We start from the raw sequence: 17,129 nt of genomic DNA on the forward strand, positions 1-17,129 counted from the left end.
TAATTTGGGCAAATTTTGCATAGCTTTACAAAACCTCAGTAACATTATTTACAGTTAATAATGGGAAGTTGAGAATTACTGTTTTTTCAGGAAAATATGCCAGCACTGTACTGATGCAGATAACATCAGAAATTACTGCGTAACTTATAGACTAGTACTCAACGGCGGAAATAAATATCTTATTAAAAATAGACCACAAGTCTACTTAATAAGCTTTTTATGCCTCTTGCAGAGTAGCTCTCGCTAACGCGTAGCGTGCCGCAGGCATATTTTGAATTCCGCGCAGCACTAATATTGCTGCCCTATACCCAATTGCACCGAAATTTAAGTAACAATCAGGTTATTAAGCGTATTTTCTAGCTATTTTTGGTAGGAGCTAGGATTTAGTGAGCAATGGCATTAGCAAAAGCTAATCTATATTAGGCTTGCCTGTTTTTACCCTGCTATAACAGCACAGACCCTGATAACGCTAAAGGCGAGGCTTGATTTGCTTTCTTTGGTACAGCGGATGCATAACAGATGATAACCTACAAATACCACTGTTAACTACACAAAAGCACAAATTGCAATGGGGTCTAGAACAATTGCGATGATGCAATATTCTTTTGGAGACACAATTACACTAAAGCCAATTTTAAGCAATTATCATTAAACCGGTAGAGTCGGCAGATGCTTCACCAGCCCTGTCGCGAGACATAGCCAAATAATGAAGTTCACCAACAACAAATGCAGCTAATACTAACTGATTTGCTCGCCAATATATTTTGAGTTGATCTAACTAACCTTTCGTTTAGCTAATCATAAATCACTTTACCACTAAATCACCAAACTTATTCAAAGAAATCAAGATCCCTTGACACCCTCGCCTTGATATTGTGATTGAGACAATGGTCAGTTGTCAGTGATTCGGGACACAATTACTATTGACTAATAACTATTGACTAATCAATAATGAAAATTGTATTTTTTGGTACTCCCCAATTTTCTGTCCCTACCCTAGATAAATTACTGAATCACCCAGAATTTGAAGTATTAGCTGTTGTTACCCAACCAGATAAACGCCGAGAACGGGGGAATAGACTAACACCATCACCTGTAAAAACCTTCGCTAACACTCATAACCTCCCAGTATGGCAACCTGAACGGGTGAAAAAAGACACTGAAACTTTAACCCAACTCAAGCAATTAGACGCAGATGTGTTTGTAGTTGTTGCCTATGGACAAATTTTGTCCCGAAAAATCTTAAATATGCCAAAGTTGGGTTGTATTAATGTGCATGGCTCGATTTTACCTAAGTATCGGGGTGCAGCGCCGATTCAGTGGTGTCTGTATAACGGTGAAGAGGAAACCGGGATCACGACCATGTTAATGAATGCGGGGATGGATACGGGGGCTATGCTCCTGAAAGCAATTACACCCATTGAATTACTGGATGATGCTCAAGTTTTAGCGGACTCCTTAGCCGCAACTGGTGCAGATTTATTGGTGGAAACGCTGTTAAAGCTGGAACGCCAGGAAATTGTGCCTATTCCTCAAGATAATTCCGCAGCGACTTATGCGCCATTGATTCAAAAGCAGGATTATGGCTTGGATTGGTCGAAGAGCGCTATCCAATTACACAATCAAATTAGAGGCTTTTACCCTAACTGCACTGCTACCTTTCGCAACCAACTACTAAAAATCACCGCCACCGCGCCCCTGGGTGCTGCTTACATTCACGAGCTACCACCAAAATTACAAGAAATAATTCATAAAATGCCTGATTTGTCAACTATATCAGGCAAACCGGGGGAAGTGGTCAGTGTCATTAAGGGAATTGGTGCGATCGCCCAAACTGGGGAAGGTTTGCTGCTGTTGCGAGAGGTTCAGCTAGCTGGTAAACGTCCCCAGTCGGGATGGGATTTTGTAAATGGTAGCCGCTTAACTGTCGGCGAGGTATTTGGTAATGGAAATTAAGAATAACTTTTTGTTTCTCACTCCTCACGAATAACTTCTAAGTTTTCATAAAAACGGCAAGACTTGCAAGGCCCCTCTGGATTGACTGCACAACGAATAAGTTCTGAATCAGCATTGTAGCGACAGGTAGCATCACCAATTACCCAGCGTCCCGCTACTAAACTTTTTTCATCTGGTCGTTTAGCGGACTGCACATAAATGGCTATATTATGCAAGCTGTAGCGGCCTGATTTTAGTTGGTATCTGTGGCGGCGCTCTAAAACGGCGTAGGTGTTACCTTGAAAATCGAGATAATTTCCTGGTTGGGGTGTCCAATCGAGTTGCACCCTCCCCAGGGACTGACGCGGGTGCGTCAGAATAACCTCGGTAGGTAAAGAGTCTGGCTCCATAAGCTAATGTTATTTGATTTACAACATTATAAAGATGGTATCGCAATAGGCTACCTTAGCTAACCGGATTTAGACTATAATTATCGGTTTACCAGATTTGCGAGAAATCTGTATTCAAACAATATTTGCATTATTTATACCTGGGATTATACGGTAATTGTCTTTAAGAAGCGCCTGAAAAGGAATTTTAAATGGGGCGCGATGGCGTAACCGCCCGCTAGAAGCGATGAACACTCGTTACGCTAGAAGACATCGCCGAAATTAGGCTCATCCGTCTTGATTAAGACTAATAGCACCATAGATTTGTTTTTGCTGACATGAGTATTAATTACAGACTGCTTACTGATGGAAATCGCGCCTTAAACTTATTTACAGACCGCTACAATTTAATCAGCTTATTTGCTGCCTATTTGAATGATGAAAGACCAGCGGAAAAAATCTTATTTTTTCATGGTGATGGCGGTAATGGTAAATCTCTACTGCTGAATTTTTTACGGACTCAGTGTTGTAAGCGGTTACGGTTGGATATTTGGAAAGGACTAAAGAGCAAAGCTGATAGAGAAATAGCAGAATATATTGAAGAATTAGCAGATTCTTGGCAATTTGTCCCAATACCAGCAGTTTTACAGGATTTTGGCTCAAGACCAAATGGGGATGATCAACCCCAAGATCCATTTTATGGGCTGCTGGTATTAAGGCGATCGCTTTCTCGTGCAGCAACAAAATTAAATTATCATTTGCAGTTTCCGTTGTATGACTTTGCTTGCATTTGGTATCTTCAGCAAAAAAACCGCCTCACCCCCGAAAAATTAAAAGAACTGTTTCCCCCAGAAGAATTTGATTTGCTGATAGAAATTGGTAATGCTGTCAGCGAAACATCTTGGGGAACTATAGGTAAATCAGTATTGGGAATTTTCAGCAAGTATTTAGGGGAAAACTTTGTATTGTACTTACAGCAGCGGGGAATCAAAGCAGAAGATGTGCAAGAAATTCGCCAAATGGATGCAGAAACCGAATTAATTAACGAACTTCCGCGATATTTGGCTCAAGATTTAAATGCGGCGATGTTCCAAAAGAATGCACCAGGAAGAATTGTACTATTTTTTGATACTCACGAAGCCTTTTGGAGTTATCAGCGCAACTTACCAGATACGCTATTTTTTCAAAAAGATGAATGGCTAAGATATTTTTTAGCAGAATTGGAACTAAAAGCGGGTATAGTCGCAGTAATTGCCGGTAGAGAAGCGCCACGCTGGACTCAAGCTAAGAATTTCCCCATTCATCACTTAGATACTCAATTGGTGAATTGTCTCTCACCAGTTGATGCTGACGAGTATTTACGACGTGCTGAAATTACGAATGAGGAATTGAGAAAAAGTGCGATCGCCTATGCTAGTTTAGCAGTCAATCAAGTGCATCCGTTTTTGTTGGGTTTGTGTGCGGATTTGGTATTGCAAGCAAAAGAGCAAAGAGTTAATATTACCCCTGCTGACTTCCCCAAAACACCAGAAACAGCAAATAAAGCTGAGATATTAATTAACCGATTGCTGAAATATGCAGATAGAGAAATTGGTTATGCTGTTTATGCTTTAAGTGTCTGTCGAGCATTTAACTTTGATATTTATCGCCTTTTAGGTAAAAAATTGCATTTTCAAACGACTAAACCAGCTTTTGAAATCCTCACAGGATTTTCTTTTGTTTGGGATGTAAAGCAGTTGGGTAAAGACTGGTATTGCATCCACGACTTATTGCCTCCCTTAGACTATGAAGGGGCTAACGAAATTACCCAACAAGCCCATGAGGTGTTAGAAAAATATTACCGCCAAGAAGGCAAAGTAGCAGAAGCAATTTATCACGCTAACCGTTTGGATTGGTTGCAGGGTGTAAATGAGTGGGTGAAGGTGTTTGACGAAGCATTGCAAAACAGTCGGTATGAAAAATGCCGTTCACTCTTGAAAATCAGAAATGAAATGGTGATAATGAGCAATTTTCAATTGGGTAGAGTATCCGAATCTGAAGGCGATTATTTCGCTATCTTAACTCGATATCAAGAAGCGCAAGAAAAATATTTAGAAGCTGTAGCGGCTTATAAACAAGACCTAAAAATTAATCCTGATGATACTGCTACCCTCAACAACTTGGGGAATGCGTTACAAAAATTGGGGGTTTTGCAAACATGGATTTCTCAGTATCATCAAGCATTACAATCTTATAGTGAAGTGATCGCTACTTACAAATCAGCTAACTTGGCTTCTGATGACATCTATGCTCTCAACAATTTGGGGATTGTGTTACAAAGTTTGGGTGATATCCAAACACAGCTTTCCCAGCATCATCAAGCATTACAATCTTACAATGATGCGATAACAGCTTACAAATCAGCCCTCAACTTGGATCCTGATGACATTTATGCTCTCAGCAACTTGGGTAATTCGTTACAAAGTTTGGGTAATTTACTTTTAGAGTTAGCCCAAAAACAAGAAGCTGTCAGATGTTTTCAAGAAGCGGTAACTTTATTAAGTCGCTCTTTAGCAATAGCTCCCGGTGGTGAGTATATTCAGAATTTACGAGATGAATTACAAGAATTTCTGGATAATTTAGACTAATGGAAAAATGGCAATTATTCTCCTAGCAGATAAAGTTGCTCAGATACCCGATTTCTTAGAAATCGGGTATCTTGTAGAATTGCGATAGCTTGTGCAAATGCTGAGTGATAAAAATCCTGGTTCTATCATTAAAAAACGTCAGTGGTTCTGGTTCATTACCAAAACTGTTGAGTATCCACTGTCAGATATTGTTGAGCTAAAAATTGAAGAAAAACGGCAACGCAACGGTAAAAGCTACAGAGTTAAAACTGACTAGAAATTTCTTTTAGTCGTCTTTAGACGAATGAGTGCTATTGGACTCAGAATTCATTCTGATAGCGCAGGGGGACGTAAGTCATGGCGGTTGTTGAGAATGAAATAGTCCTGGATATCAAATATTTAGCTTTTAATTTGGGACTTTGCGCTGACAAAGTCAGGATATTTTTATATTTACTGCTCCATACACTATAACTCTAGATAATTTAGATTTTTACTTAATAATTAATATTTTGTTACAAATAAACTTGGTTTGATATTGCATAACTTCCAAGCTATGGGTACTATAGATAACGGCTAAAAATTGACTTTAGCTTTACACCTCTTTACAATTCAACATTTTTTTGGGGAGTCAATTGGGTAAACACCTGGCTGCAATGTTGCTGATTAATAGGCAATTGGGGCGATCGCGCAAAAACAAATTGTCCAACGTGCCTATTACATTGTTTAAAGTTATGTAGCCTTTTGACTGCGGCCTATCAAGCACTGCGGTAAACTATGCCTTGATTATGATTCTTTCGCAGAGAAGAACACTCGGAAGGAGCGGTTTTTTCAATGTCTCATACCGTTAAAATCTACGATACCTGCATTGGCTGCACCCAATGCGTCCGCGCTTGCCCTACTGACGTGCTAGAGATGGTTCCTTGGGATGGCTGTAAAGCTGCTCAAATTGCTTCCTCACCCCGCACTGAAGACTGTGTAGGATGCAAACGATGCGAAACTGCTTGTCCCACTGACTTTTTGAGCATCCGGGTTTATCTGGGCGCTGAAACAACTCGCAGCATGGGTCTAGCTTACTGAGGAACTTAAAAAACTCAGTATTTTAGTGTTGAGGACTGAGAAAAGAAGAAGCAAGAAGTCAATTAGCTAAAACGATTTCTTGATTCTTCACTCAGGACTCAGCACTCAAGACTTTTTTGATGGTCTCAATATGAAACACCTTTGGCGTTGTCGGGTGTGTACAGTCGCTTCGACAAGGTTATCTTTTTTTGTAAAAGCCTAAAATCTTTAACAATATCTAGTGGTGAGAGGAGCAACTTGCTCCTTTTTTCTTTGCTTAAATGTCGCGTTCGTGCTAATAACTTAAATCATCCTGAAACCGGAGTGGTGTAAGCAATGTGCGGAATCGTTGGATATATTGGCACTCAAGCGGCGACAGATATTTTACTCGCTGGGTTGGAAAAGTTGGAGTATAGAGGTTACGATTCTGCGGGAATCGCTACGATTTGGGAAGGTGAGGTACATTGTGTGCGGGCTAAGGGGAAACTGCTGAACCTGCGTTCTAAGCTCGAACAAATAGAGAACCCAGCCCAACTGGGGATTGGACACACCCGTTGGGCGACTCATGGTAAACCGGAAGAGTATAACGCCCATCCCCATCTGGATACAGCAAAGCGAGTGGCGGTGGTGCAAAATGGGATTATTGAAAACTACCGCGAGTTACGGGAACAGCTAAAAGGGAAAGGACACAAATTTGTTTCGGAAACCGATACAGAGGTGATTCCTCACCTGATAGCGGAGTTTCTCAAGCATTCTCCGGTGGATTCCCTTTTTGGCTTGTTAGAGGCAGTTCGCGAAGCGGTGAAGAGTCTAGAGGGGGCTTATGCGATCGCAGTTATTTCCGCTGACTACCCCGATGAATTGATTGTAGTGCGGCAACAAGCCCCCCTGGTGATTGGTTTTGGACAAGGTGAGTTTTTCTGCGCCTCCGATACTCCGGCGATCGCTCCCTACACCAGAGCCGTGCTACCTTTAGAAAACGGCGAAATTGCCCGCTTGACCCCTTTAGGCGTTGAGGTTTACAACTTTGCTGGGGAGAGGTTAAAAAAGCACCCCCGCACCCTCAACTGGAATCCCATCATGGTGGAAAAGCAGGGATTCAAGCATTTTATGCTCAAAGAAATCTATGAGCAACCGGGAGTGGTACGGGCTTGTTTAGAAGCTTACTTGCAGCCTGAATGGAATGCACAATTAACTAATCAGTCGCCTTTTAAACTTGGTTTACCACCGGAAATTTACGCAGATTTAGAACAGGTTCAAATAGTTGCTTGCGGTACTAGTTGGCACGCTGCCTTAGTGGGTAAATACTTGCTTGAACAACTGGCGGGGATTCCCACACAGGTGCAGTATGCTTCTGAGTTTCGCTATGCACCATCACCCCTAACGCCGAATACACTTACCATTGGCGTAACTCAATCGGGAGAAACCGCCGATACCTTGGCAGCTTTAGCGATGGAAAAAGAACGTCGCAGCAATAAAGGAGATAAGTATCAGCCGCGACTTTTGGGGATTACCAATCGCCCAGAAAGTACCTTGGGTAATATGGTTGCTCAGATTATCAATACCCACGGAGGAATTGAAATTGGCGTTGCGGCTACGAAAACTTTTGTCGCCCAACTGATGGCGTTTTATGCTTTAGCTTTGGATTTGGCTTTTCGTCGCCAAACTATTACTCTCGATAGGTTAGAGGAAATTCTCGCAGGGTTACACCAGTTACCGGGGAAAATTGAAGCCATTTTAGAAACTCAAGAGCGTTATATTGAGCATTTGGTACACGACTTTACCGAAACTAAAGATTTTATCTTTGTGGGTAGGGGGATTAATTTTCCCATCGCATTAGAAGGGGCGTTAAAGTTAAAGGAAATCAGCTATATTCACGCTGAGGGCTATCCAGCGGGGGAAATGAAGCATGGCCCCATCGCTTTATTGGATACTAAAGTGCCTGTAGTGGCGATCGCTATTCCGGGAACTGTCTACGAAAAAGTTATTTCTAACGCCCAAGAAGCAAAAGCCAGAGATTCCCGCTTAATTGGTGTTACTTCTGTCAATCATGGCGAAGCAGCAGAAATCTTTAACGATTTAATCCCTGTCTCTGAAGTGGAAGAGTTACTTTCCCCCATTCTCACAGTAATTCCCCTGCAATTATTGGCTTATCATATTGCAGCCCGTCGCGGCTTGGATGTTGATCAACCGAGGAATTTAGCAAAATCTGTAACTGTGGAATAAGTTTGATGGTAGGGTTATTGGGTTTTGTAGAAGAATACAAAAGTTGAAAAATACATAAAAAAGTTGTACAAATTTTCCTGTGGGTGTATGTACCAATCATCCAGAGGAGAATTTTTAGTGGGTGGGAGCTATTACGGGAAGATCCCAAATGGATTTAAATTGTCAGAATCAGGATTAACCAGATTAGAGGATAAACAGGATGATTTTTCATTTAAATCCTGTTCATCCTTAAATCCTCTAAATAATGTCAGAATCAGGATTAACCAGATTAGAGGATAAACAGGATAATTTTTGATTCAAATCCTGTTCATCCTTAAATCCTCTAAATCCTGATTCTGACTGTGTTTACTTTCCCCATCCTCACAGTAATTCCCCTGCAATTATTGGCTTATCATATTGCGGCGCGGCGCGGTTTGGATGTTGATCAACCGAGGAATTTAGCTAAGTCTGTAACTGTTGAATAATTGATATTTGGCAAAATTATCTATTAGGCAAATGGGCAATGCCCACATGAGAAAATTGTAAATTTATCACAATATATAATAGAGAAAATTTAACTCTATCAGGATCTGTTTTGTAGATTAAATTGACTCAACTTCTGTGGAGCCTCTTTGCTTTGGGTGTTTTCAGGCTATCCCACCTTTCTACTGTAGGTCTATACAACCAACTATCTAATTTAGCATCATCAACATAACCTCTCAATTCAGGATCAGGCCAAATATGAAGGCGATCCAAACACCCTACCTCTTTTGCTGCTTCTTCAATATCATCCCATTGTCGTTTAAAGTATTCCGCCCATGAGTTTTTAGTCATAATGGAAGTGGTAAACTCTAATCCGGCGGCTATCATCCTCTTTCCATTAGTTCCACGAGCATTGATAGGTTCCCAAAAGATTACCTCTGGCTTAAATTTCATGATTTCAGACAAATGTTTTTTGAAATCATCTAAAGTCATACTGGGAGGGGTAGGAGCGACTGCAACATACAATCTACACCCAGCTTCATAACCTTTGATTAAAGCTTTATAACGTTATTATTGTCTTTATGATCATACATTCCACCCCCACAAAAGCCATCTATAAAAGTAAACTTAGTCACTCCGTAAAGAGCTTTTTTATAAAGTGTAATTACTAGATTTTCAATGTATTGTTCAATAATAAGATGCTTGGCTTTAGTATGAGGATCTATTGGAGGAAGAGAGCTGCCATCAGCACACCAGGTGGGTTGTGATCCACTCATGTTAAATAACTCCTGAAATAATATTTTTAGCTTTCTTGCTAATAACCAGATATTTAGTAGTCAATTATACCATACAATTTATACACGCAGTGAAAAACTTGATGGTGTGCTACATAAAACTTTTATATAAAAGCGATATCTGACGATAGATAAACCCAACATCCAGCAAGACGTTAACGGTAAGATACTGTGTTGAACTGTGCGATCGCTATTGAATTATATTTCTACAGTAATTGTGGAAAAATAAACAGGATTCATTTTAATCTTCCACTTTCTCAGGTGGATGTAGATTTGCACTCGTCAACAAACGACGTAGATTGACAACACCAGCGCGATTCAAACGCAAAGCTTCAACCGTTACTCGTCCACAAGATGTTTTACCAATGACTTCTGCAAAATCATCGCTCCAGCCAAAATGCTCGCTCCAAACTTGCAGTCGAGGATTATATAATGCTGTTTTTTCTCCCGTTTTTGGATCAATTCCCTCTGTTTTGGTATGTTTATGACCATTACAACCAAAGCAACTCCAGGCAAGATTTTCTAAAACAGTTTCACCACCTGCTTTTCGGGGTTTTATATGTTCAACTGTAAAGCTCTCTGTGGCAAATTTTTCGGAACAACGACAATACTCGCAATAACCACGTCCACGAGCAGCAACAACACGCCTAATTGATTCTGTTACTCGCTCCGACATCAGGTTACATTATTATCTGTAGGTAAAAACTCATTAATCAGCACTTTTAAATCAACTTGACGAAGTTGAGCCAACTGAATCAATGCTTCTGCGCGTTCTGCATCTTGTTGTTCAATACGGTCAATGTATGTCAGTAGTTCTTGATACTCTGTTTCTGTAATTTCTCCAGTCTCATTTTGCTGACGCAAATAAGATAATTTATCTTGTGCTTCTGGAGATAACCGATGTTGAATAATTTGCAATAAAGCAGCTTCGCTATTTGGAGTTTTTGGCGTTTCTGTTAGCTGTATAGACTCATGAGAAAGGGATTCTAAAAATTCAACTGCCTTTACTAAAGATTCTCTCGGTAATTGTTCCAGCAGTGTCATTGCTCTTCGGCGAATTTCTGTAGGTGCAGTCATGGGAAACCTGACCTCATTTACATATAGCTTAAATTATAACCCAATCAAATTTAAGATAGTTAAACTATGGTAAGCGTTTCAACCAGTGTAAAATGTCAGAATCAGAATTAACCAGATTAGAGGATAAACTGGATTATTTTTCATCTTGATATCCTATCTAAGTTCAAATCCTGTTCATCCTTAAATCCTATAAAATCCTATAAATCCAGATTTTGACTGTGTTTACGTTCCCTAAATAAATTTGATTGTTCCTAATGCGTTTTGTTTAGAACGTTAAAGACGTTGCATGCAACGTCTCTACACGGGGAAAGAGTTTCTGTTGTGTGGTTCATTTACCTGAAAATAGCTGTTGAGCAACATCACAATTTTGGTGAAAAGCAACTGATTGTCAGGGGATCTATATATAGATGAGCCAGTATTCATAAAAACTTATCTCATTAAATATTCCCTATAGATATACTCGTTGTAAAGAAGTATTAAGCAATTCTTATTAAAAAATATTGCAATAGCTTGATTTAGCTGCTAGGGTGTGTAAGTGCGACAGTAATGGTGAACGCTCGGATAAAAAAGAGGTAAAACTGATGAGCTGTATCCACTCTGCGAATAGTCTTCGTGTTTGATCAACTATCGTGAAAGCGAGAGGTTTCTGCTGTGTACAGGCAATCAAGAGGTGTTGCAGAATAGTCCAGAAATATCTCGTGTGTCTAGGCTGAGTTCAGATTTGAATAACAATGCATGATCTGTCTTACTCTGCATCAGAAAGCAAAGAAGGATGCGGTAAGACGCAGATATTGGAGGTTAAAATCCATGAATATTCAAGGTAAAGTTGCTCTAATTACTGGAGCTTCACGTGGGATTGGCCGGGCGATCGCCTTAGAATTAGCACAACTTGGTATGAAACGGCTGATATTGGTGGCACGCGATCGCCATAAATTAGCGGAAGTTGCCCAACAAATCGAGTCCATGGGAGTGGAAACCACAATCCTGTCCTTAGATTTAGCCAATTCAGTCAACATCAATATTGCGATCGCACAACTTTGGCGCAATGATGGCCCCATTGATCTCCTAGTGAATTGTGCAGGGGTAGCATACCAAAACACATTCTTACAATCTAAACTTCCCCAAGTCCAAGAAGAACTATCAGTCAACTTAATGGGAATGTACACCCTCACCAGTCTGATAGCGCGACGCATGGCCAGCCAAAGACAAGGGACAATTGTCAACGTCTCCAGCTTGATGGGGAAAGTAGCAGCACCAACAATGGCCACATATTCCGCCACCAAGTTTGCAATTATCGGCTTTACCCAAGCCTTACGCCAAGAACTAGCACCACATAATATCCGTGTTATCGCCTTACTCCCCACCCTCACAGACACAGACATGGTACGCGACTTACAATTATTTCGCTGGGTAGTTCCCATGACTCCCGAAAAAGTAGCCCAAGTACTCGTTGCTGGACTAGAAAAGAATACACCAGAAATATTAGTGGGATGGCAATCTCATTTAGCCGTCTGGTGTCAACGTCTTTCCCCTTGGTTGCTAGAGCAGATTTTACAACTTGCCACACCAGGAACAAAACAACCTCAAGACAGCTTAATTAAGAGTTTTCGGGCAAAAATCCACCGTTTTGGCGATTGGTTGTTGTCTGGAAATATGGCTTCTTTAGTATCTGCGCGGAAGTGATAAGAGACTTCTAGGTTAAGAATCGCGCAGCTTCGGGCACTCATTGCCAGATACAGGTGCAAGATGATAGCTATACCTTGTTTCGGAGCAACCAGAAATGCTTACCTTTCCTACCACTCTCCCTAAATTGCCCGAAATCATTGATGATTTACCAAATATTTCTGGTTGGGAAACAGAGGTACTCTCTGTAGTTAACCATGATGCACCTGTTTTTTTACCAACAACCAATATCCGGTTAGAGGATGTAAATGCAGTATTTGCGATCGCCTTACACATGCACCAGCCAACAATCCCCGCTGGACATAATGGCAAACTCATCAGCAATCTGCAACACATGTTTGAAAATCCTCACCAAGGAGATAACCACAACGCCGGGCCCTTTGCCTATTGTTATAGTCGCATGGGAGACTTCATCCCCGAACTTGTCAATCAAGGTTGCAATCCCCGTGTGATGTTGGATTACTCAGGTAATCTTTTGTGGGGACTCCAACAAATGGGACGCGCAGACATTATCGACAACCTCAAACGCATCACCTGCGATTCTACCTATCAGCCTTATGTAGAGTGGTTGGGTACAATGTGGAGTCATGCAGTGATTCCTTCCACCCCCATCCCAGATATTAAACTACACATCATCGCATGGCAACAACACTTTGCAGCAATATTTGGTTGGGAAGCACTAGGGCGAGTCAAAGGATTTTCACCCCCAGAAATGCACCTACCAAATCACCCTGACACCCTATTTGCATTTGTCAAAGCCCTCAAAGAATGTGGATATCGCTGGCTACTCGTTCAAGAACATACTATAGAAACACTTAGCGGTGAATCTATCATCGACAAACATTTACCACACCGTTTAATAGCTCGCAATTCCCAAGGTGAAACAATTAGTATCACAGCTTTGATTAAAACCCAAGGTTCAGATACTAAATTAGTAGCTCAAATGCAGCCATATTATGAAGCCAAAACCCTATCTAAACAAAAAATAGGTAATATTTTAGTACCCCCAATCGTCAGCCAAATTGGTGACGGTGAAAATGGTGGTGTGATGATGAATGAATTTCCCAGTGCTTTTAAAAAAGCTTGGGGAGAAATAGGTAAAACAGGAGTTGTTGGAGTGTGTGGCACAGAATATTTAGAATTACTAGCAGATGCTGGTTGTCAAACCGAAGATTTTCCTGCTTGTCAGCCAGTGGGACAACACCAGATTTGGCAGCGAGTTTCACCAGATAATTTCCTACCCCACGCTCTAGAAAATGCCATTCAAGAAATTAAGCAAATCAACCCCAATTTTCACATGGATGGTGCTTCCTGGACTAATCATATTAGTTGGGTGCAAGGATATGAAAATGTTCTATCTCCCATGTATGAGTTAAGTAGTTCATTTCATCAAAAAGTTAATAAATTATTGACTGCTAACTCAGCAGAACCCTTTACCAGACAATCTAAATACCGGAATCTTCTGTTACATAACCTGTTGTTGCAAACAAGCTGTTTTCGTTATTGGGGACAAGGTGCTTGGACTGACTACGCCCAGGAGATTTATCAACAGGGCGACAATTTGTTGCAAGCTTCATATTAGTAGAACTTACGCACTATACAAATTGAACACGATATGGAGCAACGATAGTTGATCATTTTCGGCTTTTGAACATGGCTTTGTAGGGTGCGTCAGACCCAATAATTTGGCAATAATGAACAGATTTTGGACATCTGACGCACCCTACAACAGACTTAAGCAATGCTTCATATTTGGTGTTTCCTATCAATTCGTAAGTCCTAATTAGATACAGAAAAAGCCTATAACTGGATGACTGAGAGAGATTCTTCAGATTCCACTTCTAGGCTGAATATAATTATTTGATCCATATCAAAACAGCATTATTAGGCAGATTTTAACTTACGACGGCGTAGTAAGGCCAGTGCAGCTACCCCACCTAATCCAAGTATGGTTGTTGGTTCAGGTGTTGTTTTTCTAGCAATCACCTTGAAGTCGGGGCCATTAAAGCTAGCATTAGCTGTGAGTCGGAGACCACTTAATTTGGTAACTCCCAACTCATTGAGGCTAACTCCCCAAGAACCTAGACCTTGAGCGCTAGCAATTTCTACGGTGTCAATTTTGAAGCCAGTATATTGCTGTTCGGTACGTAGTAGCTTTTTGTAGCTACCGGCGATTAAGCTTCCAGTGCTATCCAATGCTTGAATACCCAAATCACTATTCACACCCCGTTCCCAGAAGAACAGGTTATCGAGTCCCAAGTTATCTTGTGTAATTTCGCTATCAAAAAACACATCAATTGTGAAAGTCCCATCATCTTCAGTGTCAATGATATTGTTTAAGTTGTTGTTTCCCAAGAATTTAGCAACAGCTGTACTGGTGGGGTCTTCTGCCGGGGCCAGGGGCGAAGTAGCGTTGTCACCTTTATCTGTACTGGCAGCACCACTGTTAGTGCTTGTAGCGTTTCTGGGTGTATTGTACTGTATTACAGCATTGTTGACGTAGGAAAAGCTGTTAATTGTCTTTCCACTCTGGGTAATGGAATTCAATATCACATCGTTTTTAGCACTAGTGTAGCTGACGTTACTGGTAAAACTTGCAGCTTGAGCAGAATTAGCCATAGCTAAAACCGCAGTACAAACTAAGCCTATGGAAATAAATGCACCTTGAGCTTTCATCATATTCTCCGCAATTTAAAGTGTGTGCCGTAGTTTGTCAAATTTACTACATAAGCTAAATATAATTTTACGTTATAAGTATTACAAAAATCTATCAGTAACATTGCTGATTCATCGTTAAAGTTTTAGTGAAAGCGATAAAACAAGGCAAGGGCATCTTGTCAATAAAAACGCCTCAATTTCCATAAAAACAAAATAATATAGCCTTTCCGAAGCTAATGAGGTATGTAAAGATTTTATATATCAAGACTTTCGTTTTTAAGGTGTACCTCACATGATAGGGAAACGCTATAACCCTCTTTTATCACTCTCGAAAAAGAATAATTGAAGTCAGATTTTGTAACTCTGATTTAATCAAGGTTTGGAGCCTTCTTTTCTAACAGAAAATAAAATTCATAGCCAAACAGTGAAAATTCAAGCCCCGTAAATTTTTCAGGTATTGCATTATCCCAAAGTGACAAAATAGCGATAGTAATCTCACTGAGATTTTACTAAGCATACCCAAATATACTTAGACTCTAACCCACGTCGGTTAAGATTTCGGCTAATCTGGATTTGGTGATTGGGAAAACCGCTCTGGGTCTACGTTTATCGTGTCACATCACAATCAAACCAAAGGTAAAAGAATTTCAAACTCAGTACCAATACCTAATTGTGAGCGGAAATTTAATTTACCCCCATGTCTTGCGGTGATAATTTGATAACTTACGGCTAGGCTAGTTTCCTTATCAGCCCGTTTTTGCACAGAAAAAGACTCAATAATCTGCTGTTGCAACTCCTGAGACATTCCTGGGCCATTGTCAGCAATGCGAATAGCAACCCAGCGAGAATCTGGTGCGTGTAGGTTGATAGCTGGCTGGGAAATTACTTCTGTAGTAATCTCAATTCGGGGTTTATCAGTAGTGTTTATAGCTTCTGATAAAAACTTATGTCGTACTGATGCATTGAGTAAGGCATCTACAGAGCGACTTAAAATATTCATTAATACCTGATTTAACTGTCCTAAAAAGCAACATAGTGGAGGCAGATGTCCATAATTTTTAACAATTTCAATTTCCCCTTTAATTCGGCTATTAATTAGTAAGATAATACTATCTATACAGGCGTGTAAGTCTGCTGGTTTAGGATATACTTCATCGATATAACAGAAGTTTTGTAAGCTAGCAACGAGTTTTTTTAATCTTTCTGCCCCATGACGAATACTAGTCAGTGTTAGTAATAAATCTTGTTCTATAAAATCAAATTCTATATCTTCTTTGAGTTGCCTAATTTCTTCAGAATGCTGAGGAAAAGTCCTATCATAAGCTGCGATCAGTTTCAGAAAATCTTGGCTGTAGTTGGAGACGTAAGTTAAGTTACCCCAAATAAAACCCACGGGATCTAAAATTTCGTGTACTACTCCATCTACCAAGCGTCCCAGATTTGCCATTTTATCATTTTGGATCATTTTGGCTTGGCTGCGTTCATACCGTACCTGAGTTTCAATACCCCGAATTTGCCAAGAAGCAATATTCAATTGCTGTACCTCTAATAATCTGTAGGTATCAGGTGCGGTTTGCACGACAATTGGTTCAGCCAAAAGTTCAGGCGATCGCCGTAAGCTAAGTTGCATCGCTGTCAAAATCGTTGTTGTATCGGGAAGCAGCAAAATCGTTGTCCGTGCATAGCTGTAGATCACGCTCAACAGTTCCCGGTTCAACAAATCTTGTCCATGAGGACGAATCAAAAATTCCAGCAGTTGCCGTCGGGAAATCATCCCCAGAAACTTTCCCTCCTCTAGCAAAATTGCTCCTGGCAACAGGGGGTATTTTTCAAAAACCTGGACAATTTCTTTACCAGTACAGCTAATTTCTACTTGAAAATTGCACAATGGCAGTTCCTGGAGGGTTGAACCTAAACCAAGATCGCGATCGCTACCAACAGAAAAAAATGGCCCTGAGATTTGAGGATTGAATTCTTGTGGCACTAGACACCTTAATCTTTAGCTAGACTTGCAACCGGTCAGCTAATATTTTAGCTCCCCTCGTGATCGTCCCATAGCCATAAGTTACCAAATCCGCTTGTGCAGACTTTGCTTGTAGAGCATCTATGAATATCTGAGAAAAATCGCTGATCTACTTGTGGTGGGCAGGTTTTGCACAAAATACCGCAGGGCATTTACCGCATTTATTTAACTTTGGTGTGGCAATTTTAAGTTTTTGAGAGTAAAAAATCAACCAAAACAC

14 protein-coding genes are annotated in these 17,129 nt (G+C 40.5%); 7 read left to right on the forward strand and 7 right to left on the reverse strand.

All coding sequences use genetic code 11. From position 1 onward, the window contains the following. Window positions 1–951: 951 nt before the first annotated feature. Window positions 952–1,956: a methionyl-tRNA formyltransferase gene (fmt, locus tag H6G32_RS05400; RefSeq protein ID WP_190455875.1), complete on the forward strand. Its 1,005-nt coding sequence runs from the start codon at window positions 952–954 to the stop codon at window positions 1,954–1,956. 17 nt (window positions 1,957–1,973) lie between these two features. On the opposite strand, the gene H6G32_RS05405 is transcribed toward fmt, so the two are convergent. Further along, window positions 1,974–2,345 (reverse strand): DUF6464 family protein, encoded by a 372-nt coding sequence (locus tag H6G32_RS05405; protein WP_190455877.1) that lies wholly within the window; start codon window positions 2,343–2,345, stop codon window positions 1,974–1,976. 317 nt (window positions 2,346–2,662) lie between these two features. On the opposite strand from H6G32_RS05405, the gene H6G32_RS05410 reads away from it, so the two are divergent. The 4 genes from H6G32_RS05410 (at window position 2,663) to glmS (ending at window position 8,212) form a co-directional block, all read left to right on the forward strand. After that, a complete protein-coding gene (locus tag H6G32_RS05410; RefSeq protein WP_190455879.1) occupies window positions 2,663–4,951 on the forward strand; it encodes a tetratricopeptide repeat protein in 2,289 nt (762 codons plus the stop codon). 97 nt (window positions 4,952–5,048) lie between these two features. Continuing rightward, on the forward strand, window positions 5,049–5,207 hold the full coding sequence (locus H6G32_RS05415; RefSeq protein ID WP_190455882.1) for a hypothetical protein: 159 nt from the start codon (window positions 5,049–5,051) through the stop codon (window positions 5,205–5,207). 554 nt (window positions 5,208–5,761) lie between these two features. Then, complete coding sequence (gene psaC / locus H6G32_RS05420; protein ID WP_012411495.1) at window positions 5,762–6,007, forward strand: photosystem I iron-sulfur center protein PsaC; 246 nt, start codon at window positions 5,762–5,764, stop codon at window positions 6,005–6,007. Window positions 6,008–6,322: 315 nt separating this feature from the next. After that, window positions 6,323–8,212: a glutamine--fructose-6-phosphate transaminase (isomerizing) gene (gene glmS, locus H6G32_RS05425; RefSeq protein WP_190455884.1), complete on the forward strand. Its 1,890-nt coding sequence runs from the start codon at window positions 6,323–6,325 to the stop codon at window positions 8,210–8,212. 591 nt (window positions 8,213–8,803) lie between these two features. On the opposite strand, the gene H6G32_RS05430 is transcribed toward glmS, so the two are convergent. The 4 genes from H6G32_RS05430 to H6G32_RS05445 form a co-directional block, all read right to left on the reverse strand. Then, window positions 8,804–9,166, reverse strand: coding sequence for a hypothetical protein (locus H6G32_RS05430; RefSeq protein ID WP_199328005.1), 363 nt, complete (start codon window positions 9,164–9,166; stop codon window positions 8,804–8,806). 59 nt (window positions 9,167–9,225) lie between these two features. Then, entirely contained in the window at window positions 9,226–9,450 is a 225-nt protein-coding gene (locus H6G32_RS05435; protein WP_190455886.1) for a hypothetical protein, read from the reverse strand. A gap of 259 nt (window positions 9,451–9,709) precedes the next feature. Continuing rightward, on the reverse strand, window positions 9,710–10,144 hold the full coding sequence (locus H6G32_RS05440) for an HNH endonuclease (protein WP_190455888.1): 435 nt from the start codon (window positions 10,142–10,144) through the stop codon (window positions 9,710–9,712). Beyond that, complete coding sequence (locus H6G32_RS05445; RefSeq protein WP_190455890.1) at window positions 10,144–10,545, reverse strand: hypothetical protein; 402 nt, start codon at window positions 10,543–10,545, stop codon at window positions 10,144–10,146. The genes H6G32_RS05440 and H6G32_RS05445 overlap by 1 nt, the downstream gene beginning before the upstream one ends. Window positions 10,546–11,352: 807 nt before the next feature. On the opposite strand from H6G32_RS05445, the gene H6G32_RS05450 reads away from it, so the two are divergent. Both H6G32_RS05450 and H6G32_RS05455 read left to right on the forward strand, forming a co-directional pair. Beyond that, window positions 11,353–12,228, forward strand: coding sequence for an SDR family NAD(P)-dependent oxidoreductase (locus tag H6G32_RS05450; RefSeq protein WP_190455892.1), 876 nt, complete (start codon window positions 11,353–11,355; stop codon window positions 12,226–12,228). Window positions 12,229–12,325: 97 nt separating this feature from the next. Continuing rightward, window positions 12,326–13,810: a glycosyl hydrolase family 57 gene (locus H6G32_RS05455; RefSeq protein WP_190455894.1), complete on the forward strand. Its 1,485-nt coding sequence runs from the start codon at window positions 12,326–12,328 to the stop codon at window positions 13,808–13,810. 302 nt (window positions 13,811–14,112) lie between these two features. On the opposite strand, the gene H6G32_RS05460 is transcribed toward H6G32_RS05455, so the two are convergent. After that, on the reverse strand, window positions 14,113–14,904 hold the full coding sequence (locus H6G32_RS05460) for an exosortase-dependent surface protein XDP2 (RefSeq protein ID WP_190456079.1): 792 nt from the start codon (window positions 14,902–14,904) through the stop codon (window positions 14,113–14,115). Window positions 14,905–15,511: 607 nt separating this feature from the next. Then, a complete protein-coding gene (locus H6G32_RS05465) occupies window positions 15,512–16,870 on the reverse strand; it encodes a sensor histidine kinase (RefSeq protein WP_190455896.1) in 1,359 nt (452 codons plus the stop codon). Window positions 16,871–17,129: the final 259 nt, after the last annotated feature.

The organism is Cylindrospermum sp. FACHB-282, assembly GCF_014697195.1.
GTDB lineage: Bacteria > Cyanobacteriota > Cyanobacteriia > Cyanobacteriales > Nostocaceae > Cylindrospermum.

Excerpts from the sequence above, each read along its gene's own strand:
- fmt (WP_190455875.1), top strand. The coding sequence starts at position 952 with ATGAAAATTGTATTTTTTGGTACTCCCCAATTTTCTGTCCCTACCCTA.
- H6G32_RS05405 (WP_190455877.1), bottom strand. The coding sequence starts at position 2,345 with ATGGAGCCAGACTCTTTACCTACCGAGGTTATTCTGACGCACCCGCGT.
- H6G32_RS05410 (WP_190455879.1), top strand. The coding sequence starts at position 2,663 with ATGAGTATTAATTACAGACTGCTTACTGATGGAAATCGCGCCTTAAAC.
- H6G32_RS05415 (WP_190455882.1), top strand. The coding sequence starts at position 5,049 with ATGCTGAGTGATAAAAATCCTGGTTCTATCATTAAAAAACGTCAGTGG.
- psaC (WP_012411495.1), top strand. The coding sequence starts at position 5,762 with ATGTCTCATACCGTTAAAATCTACGATACCTGCATTGGCTGCACCCAA.
- glmS (WP_190455884.1), top strand. The coding sequence starts at position 6,323 with ATGTGCGGAATCGTTGGATATATTGGCACTCAAGCGGCGACAGATATT.
- H6G32_RS05430 (WP_199328005.1), bottom strand. The coding sequence starts at position 9,166 with ATGACTTTAGATGATTTCAAAAAACATTTGTCTGAAATCATGAAATTT.
- H6G32_RS05435 (WP_190455886.1), bottom strand. The coding sequence starts at position 9,450 with ATGAGTGGATCACAACCCACCTGGTGTGCTGATGGCAGCTCTCTTCCT.
- H6G32_RS05440 (WP_190455888.1), bottom strand. The coding sequence starts at position 10,144 with ATGTCGGAGCGAGTAACAGAATCAATTAGGCGTGTTGTTGCTGCTCGT.
- H6G32_RS05445 (WP_190455890.1), bottom strand. The coding sequence starts at position 10,545 with ATGACTGCACCTACAGAAATTCGCCGAAGAGCAATGACACTGCTGGAA.
- H6G32_RS05450 (WP_190455892.1), top strand. The coding sequence starts at position 11,353 with ATGAATATTCAAGGTAAAGTTGCTCTAATTACTGGAGCTTCACGTGGG.
- H6G32_RS05455 (WP_190455894.1), top strand. The coding sequence starts at position 12,326 with ATGCTTACCTTTCCTACCACTCTCCCTAAATTGCCCGAAATCATTGAT.
- H6G32_RS05460 (WP_190456079.1), bottom strand. The coding sequence starts at position 14,904 with ATGAAAGCTCAAGGTGCATTTATTTCCATAGGCTTAGTTTGTACTGCG.